This is a genomic window from Streptomyces sp. NBC_00510, assembly GCA_036013505.1.
GTDB lineage: Bacteria > Actinomycetota > Actinomycetes > Streptomycetales > Streptomycetaceae > Actinacidiphila.
Window position 1 is genome coordinate 5,100,232 of sequence record CP107851.1, and the last position, 16,029, is coordinate 5,116,260.

Genomic DNA, 16,029 nt, shown 5'->3' on the forward strand with positions numbered 1-16,029 from the left:
CTCGCGATGACCGTCCTGGACCAGCACGTCTGGCAACCCCGCACCGACCCGGCGCCGCTGCTGCCCGACCCTGAGCCGTACCGACTGCTCGGCACCCCCGAGGCAGGCGCGCTCGACGCCGGACTGCTGACCACGATGTACGGACAGCTGGTGCGCGGCCGCCGTTACAACCGGCAGGCCACCGCGCTCACCAAGCAGGGCAGGCTGGCCGTCTACCCCTCCAGCACCGGTCAGGAGGCGTGCGAGGTCGCCGCGGCACTCGCCCTGGAGCCCCAGGACTGGCTGTTCCCGAGCTATCGCGACACCCTGGCCGCCGTCGCCCGCGGCGTCGACCCCGTCGAGGCGCTGACGCTGCTGCGCGGTGACTGGCACACCGGCTACGACCCGCGCGAGCACCGGGTCGCCCCGCTCAGCACGCCGCTGGCCACCCAGCTGCCGCACGCCGTGGGCCTCGCGCACGCGGCCCGGCTCAAGGGCGACGACGTCGTCGCCCTGGCCATGGTCGGCGACGGAGGCACCAGCGAGGGCGACTTCCACGAGGCGCTGAACTTCGCCGCCGTGTGGCACTCCCCAGTCGTCTTCCTCGTGCAGAACAACGGCTTCGCCATCTCGGTGCCGCTCGCCAAGCAGACCGCCGCCCCGTCGCTGGCCCACAAGGCCGTCGGCTACGGGATGCCCGGGCGGCTCGTCGACGGCAACGACATCGCGGCAGTCCACGCCGTGCTCACCGAGGCCGTGGCCCGCGCCCGCGAGGGCGGCGGTCCGACCCTGGTGGAGGCGATCACCTACCGCATGGACGCCCACACCAACGCCGACGACGCCACCCGCTACCGGGAGGACGCCGAGGTCGAGGCCTGGCGCGAGCACGACCCGATCGCCGTGCTCGAGCGCGCCCTGCGCGAGCGCGACCTGCTCGACGACGCGATGGTCCGCGCCACCGAGGAGGACGCGGAGCGGATGGCCGCCGCACTGCGCGAACGGATGAACGAGGACCCGGTCCTCGACCCGATGGACCTGTTCGCACACGTCTACGCCGAGCCCACCCCGCAGCTGCGCGAGCAGGCCGCGATGCTGAGGGCCGAGCTGGAGGCCGAGGCACAGTCATGAGCACCGCCACCACCGCGACCCCCGTGGCCACCGGACGCAAGCCGGCCACCATGGCCCAGGCGCTCAACCGCGCGCTGCGCGACTCCCTCGCCGAGGACCCGTCGGTCCACCTCTTCGGCGAGGACATCGGCACCCTCGGCGGCGTCTTCCGGATCACCGACGGCCTCGCCAAGGAGTTCGGCGACAGCCGCTGCACCGACACCCCGCTCGCCGAGGCCGGCATCCTCGGTACGGCCGTGGGCATGGCGATGTACGGCATGCGTCCCGTGGTCGAGATGCAGTTCGACGCCTTCGCGTACCCGGCGTTCGAGCAGCTCGTCAGCCATGTCGCCAAGATGCGCAACCGTACGCGCGGCACCATGCCGCTGCCGCTGACCATCCGGGTGCCGTACGGCGGCGGCATCGGCGGCGTCGAGCACCACAGCGACGCCTCCGAGGCGTACTACGCGCACACCCCCGGTCTGCACGTCGTCACCCCCGCCACGGTGGCGGACGCCTACGGGCTGCTGAGGGCCTCGATCGCCTCCGACGACCCGGTGATCTTCCTCGAGCCGAAGCGGCTGTACTGGTCCAAGGCCGACTGGTCGGCGGACGCGCCGGAGGAGGTGGCCCCCATCGGACGGGCCGTCGTCCGCCGCAGCGGCCGCTCCGCGACGCTCATCACCTACGGCCCGTCGCTCACGGTCTGCCTGGAGGCGGCCGAGGCCGCGGTGCAGGAAGGCTGGGACCTGGAGGTCGTCGACCTGCGCAGCCTGGTGCCCTTCGACGACGAGACGGTCACCGCGTCGGTGCGCCGCACCGGCCGCGCGGTCGTCGTCCACGAGTCCTCGGGCTTCGGCGGTGTGGGCGCCGAGATCGCCGCCCGGGTGAGCGAGCGCTGCTTCCACCACCTGGAGGCCCCGGTCCTGCGGGTCGCCGGCTTCGACATCCCCTACCCGCCGCCGATGCTGGAGCGGCACCACCTGCCCGGCGTCGACCGCATCCTCGACGCGGTCGGGCGCCTGCAGTGGGAGGAGGCGTGATGGCCGTCGTCCGCGAGTTCGCCCTCCCCGACCTGGGCGAGGGGCTGACCGAGGCCGAGATCGTGCGCTGGCTGGTGCAGGTCGGCGAAGTCGTCGCCATCGACCAGCCGGTCGTCGAGGTCGAGACGGCCAAGGCCGTGGTCGAGGTGCCCTGCCCCTACGGCGGCGTGGTCACCGCACGCTTCGGCGAGGAGGGCCAGACCCTCGACGTCGGACGGCCGCTGCTGACGGTCGCGGTCGGCTCCCCCGACCGGCACGCCGCCGGCGCGCCCGCACCCGCCGCCCCGGCCGCCTCGGCCGACGGCGACTCCGGATCCGGCAACGTGCTGGTCGGCTACGGCACCAGCGGCCCCGCGGCCCGGCGCCGCCGGGTGCGCCCCGCGCCGGCTGCCGCCGCCCCGGCCCCAGTCCCGGTGCCCGTCCCGGTCCCGGTGGCCGCGGTCGCCGCGCCGGTCCGGCACGAGGGTCCCGTCGCCGTCATCTCCCCCCTGGTGCGGCGCAGGGCCCGTGAGCACGGCCTCGATCTGCGCGCGCTGACGGGCTCCGGCCCCGACGGGCTGATCCTGCGTTCCGACGTGGAGCGGGCCATCACGACCGGGTCCGCGGCGCCGGTCACCGTGGCCGCCCCCTCGGCGCCGGCGGCCCCCGCCGCCGAGGGCACCCGCATCCCGCTGCGGGGCATCCGCGGCGCCGTGGCCGAGAAGCTCGGCCGCAGCAGGCGGGAGATCCCCGACGCCACCTGCTGGGTGGACGCCGACGCGACGGAGCTGCTCGCGGCACGGGCGGCGATGAACGCCGCGGGAGGTCCCAAGGTCTCGGTGCTCGCGCTGTTCGCGCGGATCTGCGCGGCGGCCCTCGCCCGCTACCCGGAGCTCAACTCCACGGTGGACACCGGGCGCGGTGAGATCGTCGTGCTGCCGGAGGTGCACATCGGCTTCGCGGCGCAGACCGATCGCGGGCTGGTCGTGCCGGTCGTCCGGGACGCCCACCGGCGCAGCACCGAGGAGCTGTCGGCGGAGATCGGCCGGCTCACCGAGGCGGCCCGCTCCGGTGGCCTGACCCCGGCCCAGCTGACCGGTGGCACCTTCACGCTCAACAACTACGGCGTGTTCGGTGTCGACGGATCCACGCCGATCATCAACCACCCCGAGGCCGCGATGCTCGGCGTCGGCCGGATCACCCCCAAACCGTGGGTGCACCAGGGCGAGTTGGCGGTGCGTCAGGTGGTCCAGCTGTCGTTCACCTTCGACCACCGGGTGTGCGACGGTGGCACGGCGGGCGGCTTCCTCCGCTTCGTCGCGGACTGCGTGGAACAACCGGCGGTGCTGCTCCGGGCGGTGTGAACGCGTCACGGTGGGCGATACTCCGGGCATGACTCCGGAGCCAGGTGAGCCGCGTGACCACCCCTCGCCGCCTTCGCCGCGTTCGCCGCACGAGCAGCCCTACGACGCGGTCGTCCTCGCCGGCGGCGCCGCCAGGCGCCTCGGCGGGGCCGACAAGCCGGGACTGGCGGTCGCCGGTCGCGCGCTGATCGACCGTGTCCTGGACGCGTGCGCGGGCGCGGCCACCACGGTGGTCGTCGGCCCGCGCCGCCCCACCGTCCGCCCGGTGGCCTGGGCCCGCGAGGAACCACCGGGCGGGGGCCCGCTGCCCGCGCTCTCCGCCGGGCTGCGCGAGGTCACCGCGGACGTCGTGCTGGTGCTCGCCGCCGACCTGCCGTTCCTCTCCCGCACGACGGTGGGCGCGCTGCTCGCCGCCCTGCGCGGCGGGCAGGGCGAGGACGGGGTCGTGCTCACCGACCCCGACGGCCGTGACCAGACGCTGGCGGCCGCCTACCGCACGGAGGCGCTGCGCCAGCACCTGGCGCTGATCGCCGCCGAGCACGGGACCCTCACCGGGCTGCCGTTGCGTCTGCTCACCGGTGAACTGGCCCTGCGGAGGCTGCCCGACCCCACCGGGCAGGCCTCCTTCGACTGCGACACCTGGGACGACCTCTCCACAGCCCGGGCCCGCATCAGGGAGCATGGGGGCGTGTTGGATGAATGGATCACCGCAGCCAAGGCCGAACTCGGCATCGACCTCGACGTCGACATCCGTATGCTCCTCGATCTCGCCCGGGACGCCGCGCACGGCGTCGACCGCCCTGCCGCGCCGCTGACCACCTTCCTGGTGGGCTACGCGGCGGCCACGGCGGGCGGCGGCGAGCAGGCCGTCGCGGAGGCCGTCAGGCGCGCCGCCGCGCTGGCCGAGCGGTGGGCGAAGGAAGCGGAGAGCGGGGACCCGGGCGCATGAACCTGCCGGGTGCGGCGGGCGGTGCCCGCGACACCGGACCCGGGGACGCCGCCGACGACGAGTTGGCCGCGGCGCTCGCCCTGGCCAACGGACGGCCGGCCGGCCGGCACGACCCCGTGCAGCCACCCTCCGGCGGCACCGCCCCCGACGGTTCCCGGTCGCCCCTCCCCCGTCCCCACGGGACCCAGGGCGGGACGCACGGCGGGACCCGGGCCGGCGCCCACGGCGGGCACCACGACCTGCCGTGGCCGCGGGCGCGGCGCATCGCGGGTTCCGCCGCGGGACCGCTGGGACGGCTGTCCGTGCCGCTCGGCGCCGCGCTGGGGCACGCGCTGGCCGAGCCGTTGACCGCGCTCACGGACCTGCCCGCCTTCGACACCTCCGCGATGGACGGCTGGGCCGTCGCGGGCCCCGGCCCGTGGCGCACGGAAGGCAGCGTCCTGGCCGGGCAGCGTTCCGTGGCCCCGCTGCTCGACGGCCACGCGACCGTCATCGCCACCGGGGCCGCACTGCCCCCCGGCACGACGGCGGTGCTGCGCCGGGAGCACGGACGCGTCACCGCCGACGGGCACCTGCACGCCACGCGGGGCGGCCCCGAGCCCGGGCAGGACGTGCGGCCCCGTGGTCAGGAGTGCCGTGGCGGCGACGAGTTGCTGACGGCCGGCGTGCTGGTCACGCCCGCGGTGCTCGGCCTGGCCGCGGCGGCGGGCTACGACGAACTGACCGTCACCGCGCGGCCCTCGGTGGAGGTCCTCGTCCTGGGCGACGAGTTGCTGGACGCCGGAGCCCCCGGCGGCGGCCGGGTGCGGGACGCGCTCGGCCCGCTGCTGCCCGCATGGCTCACCGCGCTCGGGGCCGGCACGGTCCGCGCGCGGCGGCTGAAGGACGACGCCGGCCTGCTGCAGGACGCCGTCACCGCGTCCACCGCCGATCTCGTCGTCACCACCGGAGGCACGGCGGGCGGCCCGGTGGACTTCGTCCACCCCGTGCTGGAGCGCATCGGCGCGCGGTTGCTCGTCGACGGCGTCGCGGTCCGCCCCGGTCACCCCATGCTGCTGGCCGAACTGCCCGGTGGCGGCCTCCTGGTGGGCCTGCCGGGCAACCCGCTCGCGGCGGTCTCCGGGGTGCTGACCCTGGCCGTCCCCCTGCTGCGCACGCTCGCGGGCCGCCCGGCCCCGGTGGCGTACGAGGCGCGGCTCAGCGGCGACGTGCACGGCCACCCCACCGACACCCGCCTGGTGCCGGTGGTCGTCGACGAGGAGTCGCAGGCGGCCCCGCTGCACTTCAGCGGTCCTGCCATGCTGCGCGGCATCGCGACGGCCGACGGCATGGCCGTCATCCCGCCCGGCGGAGCCGTCAAGGGCGACCGTACGGCCGTCCTGGAGACGGGCTGGGGGCGGCTGTGAGGGACGCGGGCCGCGGACGCGCCACGGCGGGGGCGGACGGGGACGTCGTCCACCTGCCCCACAAGAGCCCCCTCGGCCCGCTGCACCAGGTCGTCCGGCGGCTGCTGATGGCGCTGTTCGTCCTGGTGCTCACCGTGCTGATCGTGTACCTGGACCGGGGCGGCTACCACGACAACGCCGGCGGTTCGATGTCGCTGCTGGACTGCGTCTACTACGCCACCGTCACCCTCTCCACCACCGGCTACGGCGACGTCGTCCCGTACAGCCCGAGCGCGCGGCTGACCAATGTGCTCCTGGTGACGCCGCTGCGCGTGCTCTTCCTGATCATCCTCGTCGGCACCACTCTCGAGGTGCTCACCGAGCGCACCCGCGAGCAGTACCGGCAGCAGCGCTGGAGGTCCACCGTGCGCGACCACACCGTCATCGTCGGGTTCGGCACCAAGGGCCGTTCCGCGGCCAGGACGCTGACCGGGCACGGCGTGCCCGCCCAGCAGATCGTGGTGGTCGACCCCGACCCCAAGGCGGTGGAGGCCGCGGTCGCCGCCGGGTTCGCGGGCGTCACCGGGGACGCGACCCGCAACGCCGTCCTGCTGCGCGCGGAGATCCAGCGGGCCAAGGAGCTGATCATCGCCGCGCAGCGGGACGACACCGCCGTCCTGGTGGCGCTCACGGCCCGCCAGCTGAGCAAGCGGATCAACATCGTCGCGTCCGTGCGCGAGGAGGAGAACGCCCCGCTGCTCCGCCAGTCCGGTGCCAACGCCGTCGTCACCAGTTCGGGCGCGGCGGGCCGGCTGCTCGGGATGTCGATGCTCAGCCCGAGCGCCGGCGAGGTGATGGAGGAGCTGATCACCTACGGCAGCGGGCTGGACCTGATCGAGCGTCCCGTCACCAAGGCCGAGACCGGGCTCGATCCGCGGGAGGTCGCCGACCTGGTGGTGGTCGTCAAGCGCGGCCACCGGATGCTCGACCACGACAACCCCGAGGCGAGCCCCCTGCAGTTGACCGATCGGCTCATCGTCATCCACAGGACGAGTCAGGACGACCCGTCGCACGTCCCGCAGGGGTAGCGTCGGCCCCATGCATGCGATCACCATCCCCGAACCCGGCGGCCCGGACGCGCTCGTCTGGGCCGAGGTCCCCGATCCCGTACCCGCCGAGGGCGAGGTGCTGGTCGAGGTCGCCGCGACCGCCGTCAACCGTGCCGACCTGCTGCAGCGGCAGGGCTTCTACGACCCGCCACCCGGCGCGTCCCCCTACCCGGGCCTGGAGTGCTCGGGCCGCGTCGCCGCCCTCGGCCCGGGGGTGAGCGGCTGGACCGTGGGCGAGGAGGTGTGCGCGCTGCTCGCGGGCGGCGGCTACGCGGGGAAGGTCGCCGTCCCCGCCGGGCAGCTGCTGCCGGTGCCCAAGGGCGTGGGGCTCGTCGAGGCCGCGGCCCTGCCCGAGGTCGTGTGCACCGTCTGGTCCAACGTCTTCATGGTCGCCCACCTGCGCCCCGGCGAGACGCTGCTGGTCCACGGCGGTTCCAGCGGCATCGGCACCATGGCGATCCAGCTGGCCAAGGCGGTCGGCGCCAAGGTCGCGGTCACCGCGGGCAGCGAGGACAAGCTCGCGAAGTGCCGCGAGCTGGGCGCGGACCTCGGGATCAACTACCGCGAGCAGGACTTCACAGCCGAGGTGCGGCAGGCGTTCGGCGGCGCCGACGTCATCCTCGACATCATGGGCGCGAAGTACCTGGGCCGGAACGTCGACGCCCTCGCGGTCAACGGCAGGCTGGCCGTCATCGGGCTCCAGGGCGGCGTCAAGGGCGAGCTCGACCTCGGCAAGATGCTGGCCAAGCGGGCCGCGATCACCGCGACGTCACTGCGCGGACGGCCGCTGGAGGAGAAGGCGGCCATCGTGGCGGCGGTGCGGGAGCACGTCTGGCCGCTGCTGGAGTCCGGAGTGGTGCGCCCGGTGGTGGACCGCGCCCTCCCGATGAGCGAGGCGGCACAGGCGCACCGGCTGGTCGAGGCCAGCACCCACGTCGGCAAGGTGCTGCTCACGGTCTGAGCCGCCGCCGGACGGCCGGCACGGGCCCGGTGGGCACGACTGGCCGCCCATGACGCTCCGTGTGACGCTGAAGGCATGGAGTTGCGGAAGGTGGTCGTGGCGGCGACGGTGACCGGGGTCGCCCTCCTGGTCACCGGCGCGGCCGCGCCGCCCCCGCCCCATCCGGCGGCGTCCTCCGGGCCGGCCGGCAGCGAGGCCGGCGAGGGGCGCAGGCACCCGGGGCGGGCGGAGCCGCCCGCGACCCCGGGCGACGGTGGCGGCCGGCCCTCCGCGCCGCTCCCCGTCCACGTCGAGGAACCGCAGGACCAGGGCCCGGCCGCCGTCCAGGTGCCCGTGGGACGGGTGCTGGAGGTGCTGCCGCTCGGTGCGGGGCTGGTGCTGATCGGGCTGGGCCTGGGCTTCCTCGGCCTGCGGCTGCGCCGTGGCCGCTGATGGCGGACGCGGCTGCCCCCGCCCCCGCACACAGGTCCCCGGCACACGCCCACCGGCTGCGCACCGCGTCCGAGTCGCACACCGGGCCGACCTGGCCGAGGCGGACGAGTGCCGCGCGGGAGGGGTAGCGCGGGGCGGCGGGGGGCACAAATCCCGGAGGGGCGACGGTGCGCGACAATGGCGGCATGGAGATGCCGATGAACGAACGGTCGCAGGAGAGCCCGCAGGTCCTGGTCGTCGGCCCGGACGGGATGGCCCTCGGCGGCGGCGGACACGCCGGCCGCGCCGGAGAAGGCGACGAGCAGCGCGAGGTGCCCGTGACGGAGATGGTCGAACAGCCCGCGAAGGTCATGCGGATCGGCAGCATGATCAAGCAGCTCCTGGAAGAGGTCAAGGCGGCGCCGCTGGACGAGGCGAGCCGGGCGCGCCTGAAGGAGATCCACCACAGCTCCGTGAAGGAGCTGGAGGCGGGGCTCGCCCCCGAGCTCGTCGAGGAGCTGGAGCGGCTCTCGCTGCCCTTCGCCGAGGACGGCGTGCCGAGCGACGCCGAGCTGCGGATCGCCCAGGCACAGCTGGTGGGATGGCTGGAGGGCCTCTTCCACGGCATCCAGACCGCCCTTTTCGCCCAGCAGATGGCCGCCCGCGCCCAGCTGGAGCAGATGCGCCGCGCGCTGCCGCCCGGTGTGGGCCACGAGGGCGACGAGGAGGGGCACGCCCCGGGCGGGGCGCGCACCGGCCCTTATCTGTGAGCGGTCGGCATCAGGACGGTACGTACGCGTAGGTACAGACGGCGGGGACCCGTGGGGTCACCCGCCGTCCGTCGTTGCCCGTCCGTCGTCGCCGCGAGGGCACGCCCGGGGCGGGTCAGCCGCCCTGGCCGGTGGAGACCCACAGGGTGATCTTGTCCTTCTCCGGCTTGAACGCCGTGTAGGTCTTGGGCTTCTGGTCGACGACCGCGCCCTTCCCGTAGATCTGCTCGTTGCGGTACTTGACCTCGTACTTCCAACCGGCCGCGTCCATGCAGGACTTGACGGAGTCGACGTACTTGGTGAAGAAGTCCGGCATCACCACGGCGTCCGGGTCGTCGCCCAGGTAGCTCTTGGTGGCCTCGGTGCAGCGCGAGGCGTCGATGGTGCGGGTCTGGTCGGCCTGGCTGACGCCCGGCGCGGGTTCGTCATCCGCCGGCTGCGAGGGGGTCTCCTCGCGGGCGGTGGCGGAGGCGCTGCCCCGGGAGTCGTAGGTGGGGGTGCCGCCGGTGTCCCCGGTATCGCCCTTGCCGCCCATCGACATCGCGATGATGACGACCACGACCACCGCGATCACGGCGACCGTGGCGCCGATGGCGACGACCGCCGTCGAGGCGCCGCCGCCCCTGCGGCCGCCGCCCGGCGGGGTGCCCGGGCGCATCGTGTAGGGCGGGGTGGCGTGCTGCTGCACGGCCTGCGGGTGGGGCTGGTGGGTCTGGTGGGGCGCGTGCGGGGCGTTCTGCGGGTAGCCGTAGGCCGGGCCGGGGCCGGGCGGCGGGGTGTGCGCGGGACCACCCTGACCTGCGGTGCCCCAGCGCTGCTGCGGCTGCGGCTGGGGCCGCGGGTAAGGAGCCGGGGCCGGGGCCTGGTACGGGGTCTGCACGTTCGGCGGCGGGGTGCGCAGGTCCCCCTGCACCGGCGGGAAGACCGCGGAGGAGACCTCCTCGCCGCGGCCGCGCGGGCGCGGCCCGCCGCCGATGATCAGCGGTGTGGTGCCGGCGCCGCGCGCCGGCGCGGCGACCCGCTCGGCCTCGTCGCGCATGGTGTCGGCGGTGGGGAAGCGCTCGGCGGGGTTCTTCTTCAGGGCCCGCGCGACGAGCGCGTCGACGCCCGGCTGCACCGCCCGGTTGAGCGCCGACGGGGCCGGCGGGAGCTCCTGGACGTGCTGGTAGGCGATGGACAGCGGGGAGTCGCCGTCGAAGGGCAGCCGTCCGGTGAGCAGCTCGAAGAGCAGACAGCCCACCGAGTACAGGTCGGAGCGCTCGTCCACGCCGCGTCCCAGTGCCTGTTCCGGCGACAGGTACTGCGGGGTGCCGACCACCATGCCGGTCTGCGTCATCGACGAGACGCCGGACTGCATCGCACGGGCGATGCCGAAGTCCATCACCTTCACCACGCCGCGCTTGGTGAGCATCACGTTGCCCGGCTTGATGTCGCGGTGGACCAGGCCCATGCTGTGGCTCTCGGAGAGCGCCGCGAGCACGTCCGCGGTGATCTTCAGGGCCTTCTCGGTGGGCATGGCTCCGAACTGCGCGATGTCCTCGTCGAGCACGTCGCGCAGCGGCTTGCCCTCGACGTACTCCATGACGATGTACGGCACGAGCGCGCCGTCGACGGTGTCCTCGCCGGAGTCGAAGACCGAGACGATGTTGGTGTGGTTGAGCTTGGCGACGGCCTGCGCCTCGCGCCGGAACCGCTCGCGGAACGACTGTTCCCTGCCGAGGTCGGTGTGGAGCGTCTTGACGGCCACCGGCCGGTCCAGCACCGTGTCGTGTGCCAGGTGCACGGCTGCCATGCCGCCCTGTCCCAGCAGGTCGCGGAGGACGTAGCGACCGTTACCGACCGAACGCCCCGAATGAGTGCCCCGCGTGCCGTCCCCGCTCATCCGTACCCGTCCCCTTGACGATCCCCCTGGGCGCACCGCGCGTACGCACAAGACAGTTGCCCCGATCCTGACCGCCCAGTCTGCCGGACGGCCTGGACAGGTCAAGTTCGTTGACCTGTTCGTCACCGGATGCGTATGAATCCCTTCATCGGGGGCACGGGTGCCACGGGAGCGCGTCCATCGTGGAACGCGGTAGCGTGGTGGGCCGGAGGACCCTGTACGGCGACGATCGACGGCGAGGACTGATGGCACAGACGACAGCCGCCGGGGGCCCTGACGAGCCCTCTGCCGACGGCCGGGGCGTGCCCGACTCGCCCGAGCTGTGGGGCGCCGCGGGCCTGGTGGGCGACGGCCGCTACCGGCTGACCGGGCGTCTCGGACGCGGCGGCATGGCCGAGGTCTTCGCGGCGGAGGACGTGCGCCTGGGGCGGACGGTGGCCGTGAAGCTGCTCCGCTCCGACCTCGCCGAGGACCCGGTCTCCAAGGCCCGCTTCACGCGCGAGGCGCAGTCGGTCGCCGGGCTCAACCACCATGCGGTGGTGGCGGTGTACGACTCGGGCGAGGACGTCACGCCGGGCGGCACCGTGCCCTACATCGTGATGGAACTCGTGGAGGGCCGCACGATCCGCGACCTGCTGGTGGGTTCCGACGAGCCGCCGCCGGTCGACCAGGCGCTCATCATCGTCTCGGGCGTGCTGGAGGCGCTGGCCTACAGCCACGCGCACGGCATCGTGCACCGGGACATCAAGCCGGCGAACGTGATCATCACCAATACCGGCGCGGTGAAGGTGATGGACTTCGGCATCGCGCGGGCGCTGCACGGCGCCTCGACCACGATGACGCAGACCGGCATGGTCATGGGCACCCCGCAGTACCTGTCGCCGGAACAGGCGCTCGGCAAGACGGTCGACACCCGCTCCGACCTGTACGCCACGGGCTGCCTGCTCTACGAACTCCTCGCGCTGCGGCCGCCGTTCACCGGTGAGACCCCGCTGTCGGTGGTCTACCAGCACGTCCAGGACGAGCCGCGCCCGCCCTCCGAGCTCAGCGACCGGGTGCCGCCGGAGCTGGACGGGCTGGTGCTGCACGCGCTGGCCAAACAACCGGACGACCGCTTCCAGACCGCCGAGGAGATGCGCGGCGTCGTCCAGTACGCGCTGGCCATGCTGAGCGAGCGCGGCGGTCACACCGGCACCTGGAACACCGGTTACGTGCCCGTGGCGAACGCCGCCCCGACCGCGCCGATGGGCGTCCCCCCGCAGTACGGGCAGCAGCACCCGCACACCACCGCGGAGTTGCAGCCGCCCCTGCTGCTCGGCCCGCCCGGCGGTGACGGCGGCGGCCACGGCTACGACGACGGACGGCCCCCGCACGGTGGCGGACGGTGGGTGAAGCCCGTGCTGTTCGTGATCGCGGCGGTGCTCGCGGTCGCGCTCGGCATCTACTTCGCCGTTTCCAAGACCGGCGACAAGACGCCCCCGGCGGAGAAGGTGACGCCTACTCAGTCACAGCCGGAGAAGCCGACGTCGCAGCCGACCCAGGACGACTCGACGGGCGGTACGCAGGACAGCAGCGGCAGCGTCTCGGAGCAGCCCTCGTACACCCCGAGCCCCTCCTACACGCGGCCGACCTCGCAGGCCCCCTCGCCCCCCGTGACGCCGACGCAGAAGCCGAGCACCCCGGCCACCTCCGCGCCGCCCACGCCGACGCCGACCGCGTCCGAGACCGGCGGCACCGAGGGGGCCTCGGGGGACGTGTCCGGCGGCACGGCCGGCACCGAGGGCGCCGCGGACGGCGGCGTCACGGGCGGCTGACCGGCCGCCGACCGCCGGGTCAGCCCGTGAAGGCCTCCAGCACGGCCTCGTACGCCGCGGTCCACCAGACGACCAGGGCGGACGAGGCCGGGAAGAGGGGGTCGGTCCTGCGGTCGTCGAGGACGTAGCGCCAGCGCAGCATCCAGAAGTCGTTGAGCCGTTCCCACCACACCCGGTGCACGGCCGCGGCCAGTTCGTCCCCGGGCACGCCCGCGGCGGCGCGGTAGGCACGGGCGTACGCGCGGATCTTGTCGAGGTCCAGGGCGCCGCCGGGCTGCACGAAGAAGATCACGGCGGCCCGGACCGCCTCCTCGGCACGCGGCTGCACGCCGAGCCGGTCCCAGTCGACGATGGCGACGGGTTCGTCCTCGCGGTAGAGCAGGTTGAGCGGGTGGAAGTCGCCGTGCACCCAGCCGGACACCGGGCCGGCCGCGTCGGGCGGGCGGCGGTGGGCGTGACGTTCCAGCAGGGCACGGCGCTCCAGCAGTCGGTGCTCGGCCAGTTCGTCGAAGGTCTCGCGCGGTGCGCTGGCGCGCACCCGCCGCAGCAGCGCGGTGATCAGCGCGTAGGTCAGTTCGGGGTCGGCGCTGGCGTGCCGGCCCGGCTCGGGGGCGGGCTGCACCTGGGCCAGGGTGGTGTGGACGAGACCGAGCAGCGCGCCCAGGCGGCGGGAGTCGGCGGTGGTGAGTTCGCCGCCCTCGCGGTGCCGCCCCTCCACCCACGGGTAGAGCGCGAAGCAGCGGCCGCCGACCACGGCGACGGTGCGGCCGTCGGCGTCGGGCACCGGAGAGGCGACGGGCAGGCCCACCTCGTCCAGCCGCTGGGTCGCCCGGTGCTGGCGGGCGATGACGGCGGAGTCGGCGGTGGCGCCGTCGACGTACAGCTTGAGGAAGTAGCGGCCGCTGGTGGTGGCCAGCCGGAATCCCCGGTTCAGTAAGCCCTGGGCAACGGGTTCGCAGGACAGCGGGGCGCCGGCGTCCGTGTATCGGCGCAGCAGGGTGTCCAGTGTCCCGGCGGAGGGCGGCGCCGTCGCCGAACTCCCGATCACCAGGCAGATGCTAGATCATTCCGGTGGTGGACTCGCGGGTCGAGACGTACGTACACATGGCCCGGCTCCCGGCTTGTATCGTTTTGACGATCTGTGCCGAAGAGCGCCCGCTGCGCCGTCGAGGGATGGAAGGCGCGTGCCGTCCCGAGGAACTGCACCGCCCAGCCCGCTTCGACGTCGTCCGCCTGGTAGGCCACGACCGTGCCGTCCACGCCCCATGAGCGGTCGGTGCGGATCAGCACGGAGCCGTCGGCGACGACGTGCCGGGCCACGGCGATGTACGGCAGGGCCCCCCGCGTCAGCGCCAGCCGCCCGTACCGGACCTTTCCCAGCAGCGCCAGCGCAGCGCGCCCCTCGAGTTCCATGGGAACCACCTTGCCGGGCCGGCCCCCCGGAGGCGCAGAGCACTCCGCCCCCACCTCCGGGGCCGATGGTCCCTGATGGGGCCATACCGGCTCAACCGGCCGAATCCGGCACCGGCAGGCCCAGCACGCGGTCGCGCAGCACCGGGAAGTCCGCCCGGGTCTTGGCCACCAGGCCGGGGTCGAGGTCGGCGGTGATGACCTCCTCGCCCGGTCCGGCCTCGGCGAGGACGGCGCCCCAGGGGTCGACGACGAGGCTGTGCCCGGCAAGCTCCACCCCGGCGTGGGTGCCCGCGGTGCCGCAGGCCACCACGTAGGCCTGCGACTCGATCGCGCGGGCCCGGGCCAGCAGGGTCCAGTGCTCGCGGCGCCGCGCGGGCCAGCCGGCCGGGAGGAGGACGACGGTGGCGCCCGCGTCGACGAGCAGCCGGAACTGCTCGGGGAAACGCAGGTCGTAGCAGGTGGCCAGGCCCACGGGGACGCCCTGGACGTCGGTGGTGACGACGCGGTCGCCGCCGTGCATGAGCACGGCCTCGCCCTGGTCGAAGCCGAAGCGGTGGATCTTGCGGTAGGTCTCGCGCAGTTCGCCGTCGGGGGAGAAGAGCAGCGAGGTGTTGTACAGCGCGCCGTCGGGGGCGCGCTCGACGATCGAGCCCGCGTGCAGCCACACCCCCGCGTCGAGCGCGGCGGCGCTCATCACCTGCGCGGTGGGGCCCTGGAGCGGCTCGGCCTCTGGCTGGAAAAGATCGGCGGCGAAGGCGCCGACCGGCCACAGTTCGGGCAGGACGACCAGGTCCGACCCGGCTTGTCCGCGGACGAGCGACGCGACCCGTTCACGCCGGGCGTCCACCGCTTCGCCGGGGTCGACGTCGATCTGGAGCAGGGAAACGCGCACAGTACCACCGCCCATGAGTTCGGCATGTTCTTGCGGGCCTACGATCGTCACACGAAAGCACTCCCGTGGTGTCACTGCGCAGCGTAATTTAAGGCGCACACCACGACCGCGCCCGACCGTCGAGGGGTCCCGTGACCGGCACCGTCCACAGCCAGATCCAGCCGTACATCGACGCCTGGACCCACTCCATAGAATCCATAGCCGAGTTGGTCCGCCCCGTTCCGGCGGGCGCCTGGAACCGGCCGACCGAGTGCCCGTACTGGTCCGTGCGCGACATCGTGTCGCACGTGATCGGGTTCGAGTGCGAGCTGCTCGGCGATCCCCGGCCGATCCACACGCTCCCCAGCGACCTGCGTCACATGACCACGGAGCACGCCCGTTACGTGGAGGTGCCGGTCGACAAGCGGCGGCACCACACCGCGCCCGAGGTCGTCGGCGAGCTCGACTACACGATCATCCGCCGGTCCCGGCAGCTGCGGAACGAGACCCGTGGCGCGCAGGACACCGTCCGCGGCCCCATGGGCAAGGAGATGACCCTCGAGGGGCTGCTGAAGTGGCGGGTCTTCGACGTGTGGGTGCACGAGCAGGACCTGCGCCGGGCGCTGGGCGAGCCCGGCAACCTCGACTCTCCGGGCGCTGTCGTCGCCCGGGACCACATCCTCTCCGAGCTGCCCAAGGTGGTCGCCGAGCGCGCGGGCGCCCCGGCGGGTTCCGCCGTGGTGTTCGACGTCCACGGCGAGCTGGAGTTCATGCGGACGGTCCGGGTCGACACCGAGGGCCAGGGCACGATCGACGGCAGCGTCTCGCTCGGCCCCGCGGTCACGCTGACCCTGGACTGGGAGACCTTCGTCCGGCTGACCTGCGGCCGTACCCGCCCGCACGCGGTGGAGGACCGGCTGAAGACCGAGGGCGACCAGGCGCTGGCGGACGCGATCCTGGCGAACATCGCCGTCACGCAGTGACGCCGGGGG

General features: G+C 74.1%; 15 protein-coding genes. 11 read left to right on the forward strand and 4 right to left on the reverse strand.

The features are described 5' to 3' along the window. Positions 1-6 precede the first annotated feature (6 nt). The 9 genes from pdhA (at position 7) to OG937_23025 (ending at position 9,057) form a co-directional block, all read left to right on the forward strand. Positions 7-1,107, forward strand: a complete 1,101-nt coding sequence (pdhA, locus tag OG937_22985) for a pyruvate dehydrogenase (acetyl-transferring) E1 component subunit alpha (GenBank protein WUD74351.1) — start codon at positions 7-9, stop codon at positions 1,105-1,107. Continuing rightward, a complete protein-coding gene (locus OG937_22990) occupies positions 1,104-2,129 on the forward strand; it encodes an alpha-ketoacid dehydrogenase subunit beta (GenBank protein WUD74352.1) in 1,026 nt (341 codons plus the stop codon). The genes pdhA and OG937_22990 overlap by 4 nt, the downstream gene beginning before the upstream one ends. Beyond that, positions 2,129-3,472 carry a 2-oxo acid dehydrogenase subunit E2 gene (locus tag OG937_22995; protein WUD74353.1) on the forward strand — a complete coding sequence of 448 codons (1,344 nt, stop codon included), beginning with the start codon at positions 2,129-2,131 and terminating at the stop codon, positions 3,470-3,472. The genes OG937_22990 and OG937_22995 overlap by 1 nt, the downstream gene beginning before the upstream one ends. 28 nt (positions 3,473-3,500) lie before the next feature. Next, complete coding sequence (locus tag OG937_23000) at positions 3,501-4,421, forward strand: molybdenum cofactor guanylyltransferase (GenBank protein ID WUD74354.1); 921 nt, start codon at positions 3,501-3,503, stop codon at positions 4,419-4,421. Beyond that, positions 4,418-5,827 (forward strand): molybdopterin molybdotransferase MoeA, encoded by a 1,410-nt coding sequence (locus tag OG937_23005; GenBank protein ID WUD74355.1) that lies wholly within the window; start codon positions 4,418-4,420, stop codon positions 5,825-5,827. Before OG937_23000 ends, OG937_23005 begins: the two co-directional genes overlap by 4 nt. 53 nt (positions 5,828-5,880) lie before the next feature. Beyond that, positions 5,881-6,894 carry a potassium channel family protein gene (locus tag OG937_23010; protein ID WUD78850.1) on the forward strand — a complete coding sequence of 338 codons (1,014 nt, stop codon included), beginning with the start codon at positions 5,881-5,883 and terminating at the stop codon, positions 6,892-6,894. A 10-nt stretch (positions 6,895-6,904) separates the two neighbouring features. Then, complete coding sequence (locus OG937_23015; protein WUD74356.1) at positions 6,905-7,876, forward strand: NAD(P)H-quinone oxidoreductase; 972 nt, start codon at positions 6,905-6,907, stop codon at positions 7,874-7,876. Positions 7,877-7,951: 75 nt separating this feature from the next. After that, positions 7,952-8,308 (forward strand): hypothetical protein, encoded by a 357-nt coding sequence (locus OG937_23020; GenBank protein ID WUD74357.1) that lies wholly within the window; start codon positions 7,952-7,954, stop codon positions 8,306-8,308. Between the two features lie 185 nt (positions 8,309-8,493). Then, positions 8,494-9,057: a bacterial proteasome activator family protein gene (locus tag OG937_23025; GenBank protein WUD74358.1), complete on the forward strand. Its 564-nt coding sequence runs from the start codon at positions 8,494-8,496 to the stop codon at positions 9,055-9,057. 115 nt (positions 9,058-9,172) lie between these two features. On the opposite strand, the gene OG937_23030 is transcribed toward OG937_23025, so the two are convergent. Then, positions 9,173-10,939, reverse strand: coding sequence for a protein kinase (locus tag OG937_23030; protein ID WUD74359.1), 1,767 nt, complete (start codon positions 10,937-10,939; stop codon positions 9,173-9,175). A gap of 245 nt (positions 10,940-11,184) precedes the next feature. Here OG937_23030 and OG937_23035 point away from each other — a divergent pair, with 245 nt between their 5' ends. After that, positions 11,185-12,753: a protein kinase gene (locus OG937_23035; protein ID WUD74360.1), complete on the forward strand. Its 1,569-nt coding sequence runs from the start codon at positions 11,185-11,187 to the stop codon at positions 12,751-12,753. A 19-nt stretch (positions 12,754-12,772) separates the two neighbouring features. Here the strand turns inward: OG937_23035 and OG937_23040 are convergent, their stop codons facing one another. The 3 genes from OG937_23040 to OG937_23050 all read right to left on the reverse strand — a co-directional run bounded on the left by OG937_23040 (position 12,773) and on the right by OG937_23050 (position 15,058). Continuing rightward, positions 12,773-13,801 (reverse strand): phosphotransferase, encoded by a 1,029-nt coding sequence (locus tag OG937_23040; protein ID WUD74361.1) that lies wholly within the window; start codon positions 13,799-13,801, stop codon positions 12,773-12,775. After that, a complete protein-coding gene (locus tag OG937_23045) occupies positions 13,798-14,166 on the reverse strand; it encodes a pyridoxamine 5'-phosphate oxidase family protein (GenBank protein ID WUD74362.1) in 369 nt (122 codons plus the stop codon). Before OG937_23045 ends, OG937_23040 begins: the two co-directional genes overlap by 4 nt. A gap of 91 nt (positions 14,167-14,257) precedes the next feature. Then, positions 14,258-15,058: a carbon-nitrogen family hydrolase gene (locus tag OG937_23050; protein WUD74363.1), complete on the reverse strand. Its 801-nt coding sequence runs from the start codon at positions 15,056-15,058 to the stop codon at positions 14,258-14,260. A gap of 131 nt (positions 15,059-15,189) precedes the next feature. On the opposite strand from OG937_23050, the gene OG937_23055 reads away from it, so the two are divergent. Continuing rightward, entirely contained in the window at positions 15,190-16,020 is an 831-nt protein-coding gene (locus OG937_23055) for a maleylpyruvate isomerase family mycothiol-dependent enzyme (protein ID WUD74364.1), read from the forward strand. Positions 16,021-16,029: the final 9 nt, after the last annotated feature.

Excerpts from the sequence above, each read along its gene's own strand:
- pdhA (WUD74351.1), top strand. The coding sequence starts at position 7 with ATGACCGTCCTGGACCAGCACGTCTGGCAACCCCGCACCGACCCGGCG.
- OG937_22990 (WUD74352.1), top strand. The coding sequence starts at position 1,104 with ATGAGCACCGCCACCACCGCGACCCCCGTGGCCACCGGACGCAAGCCG.
- OG937_22995 (WUD74353.1), top strand. The coding sequence starts at position 2,129 with ATGGCCGTCGTCCGCGAGTTCGCCCTCCCCGACCTGGGCGAGGGGCTG.
- OG937_23000 (WUD74354.1), top strand. The coding sequence starts at position 3,501 with ATGACTCCGGAGCCAGGTGAGCCGCGTGACCACCCCTCGCCGCCTTCG.
- OG937_23005 (WUD74355.1), top strand. The coding sequence starts at position 4,418 with ATGAACCTGCCGGGTGCGGCGGGCGGTGCCCGCGACACCGGACCCGGG.
- OG937_23015 (WUD74356.1), top strand. The coding sequence starts at position 6,905 with ATGCATGCGATCACCATCCCCGAACCCGGCGGCCCGGACGCGCTCGTC.
- OG937_23020 (WUD74357.1), top strand. The coding sequence starts at position 7,952 with ATGGAGTTGCGGAAGGTGGTCGTGGCGGCGACGGTGACCGGGGTCGCC.
- OG937_23025 (WUD74358.1), top strand. The coding sequence starts at position 8,494 with ATGGAGATGCCGATGAACGAACGGTCGCAGGAGAGCCCGCAGGTCCTG.
- OG937_23030 (WUD74359.1), bottom strand. The coding sequence starts at position 10,939 with ATGAGCGGGGACGGCACGCGGGGCACTCATTCGGGGCGTTCGGTCGGT.
- OG937_23035 (WUD74360.1), top strand. The coding sequence starts at position 11,185 with ATGGCACAGACGACAGCCGCCGGGGGCCCTGACGAGCCCTCTGCCGAC.
- OG937_23045 (WUD74362.1), bottom strand. The coding sequence starts at position 14,166 with ATGGAACTCGAGGGGCGCGCTGCGCTGGCGCTGCTGGGAAAGGTCCGG.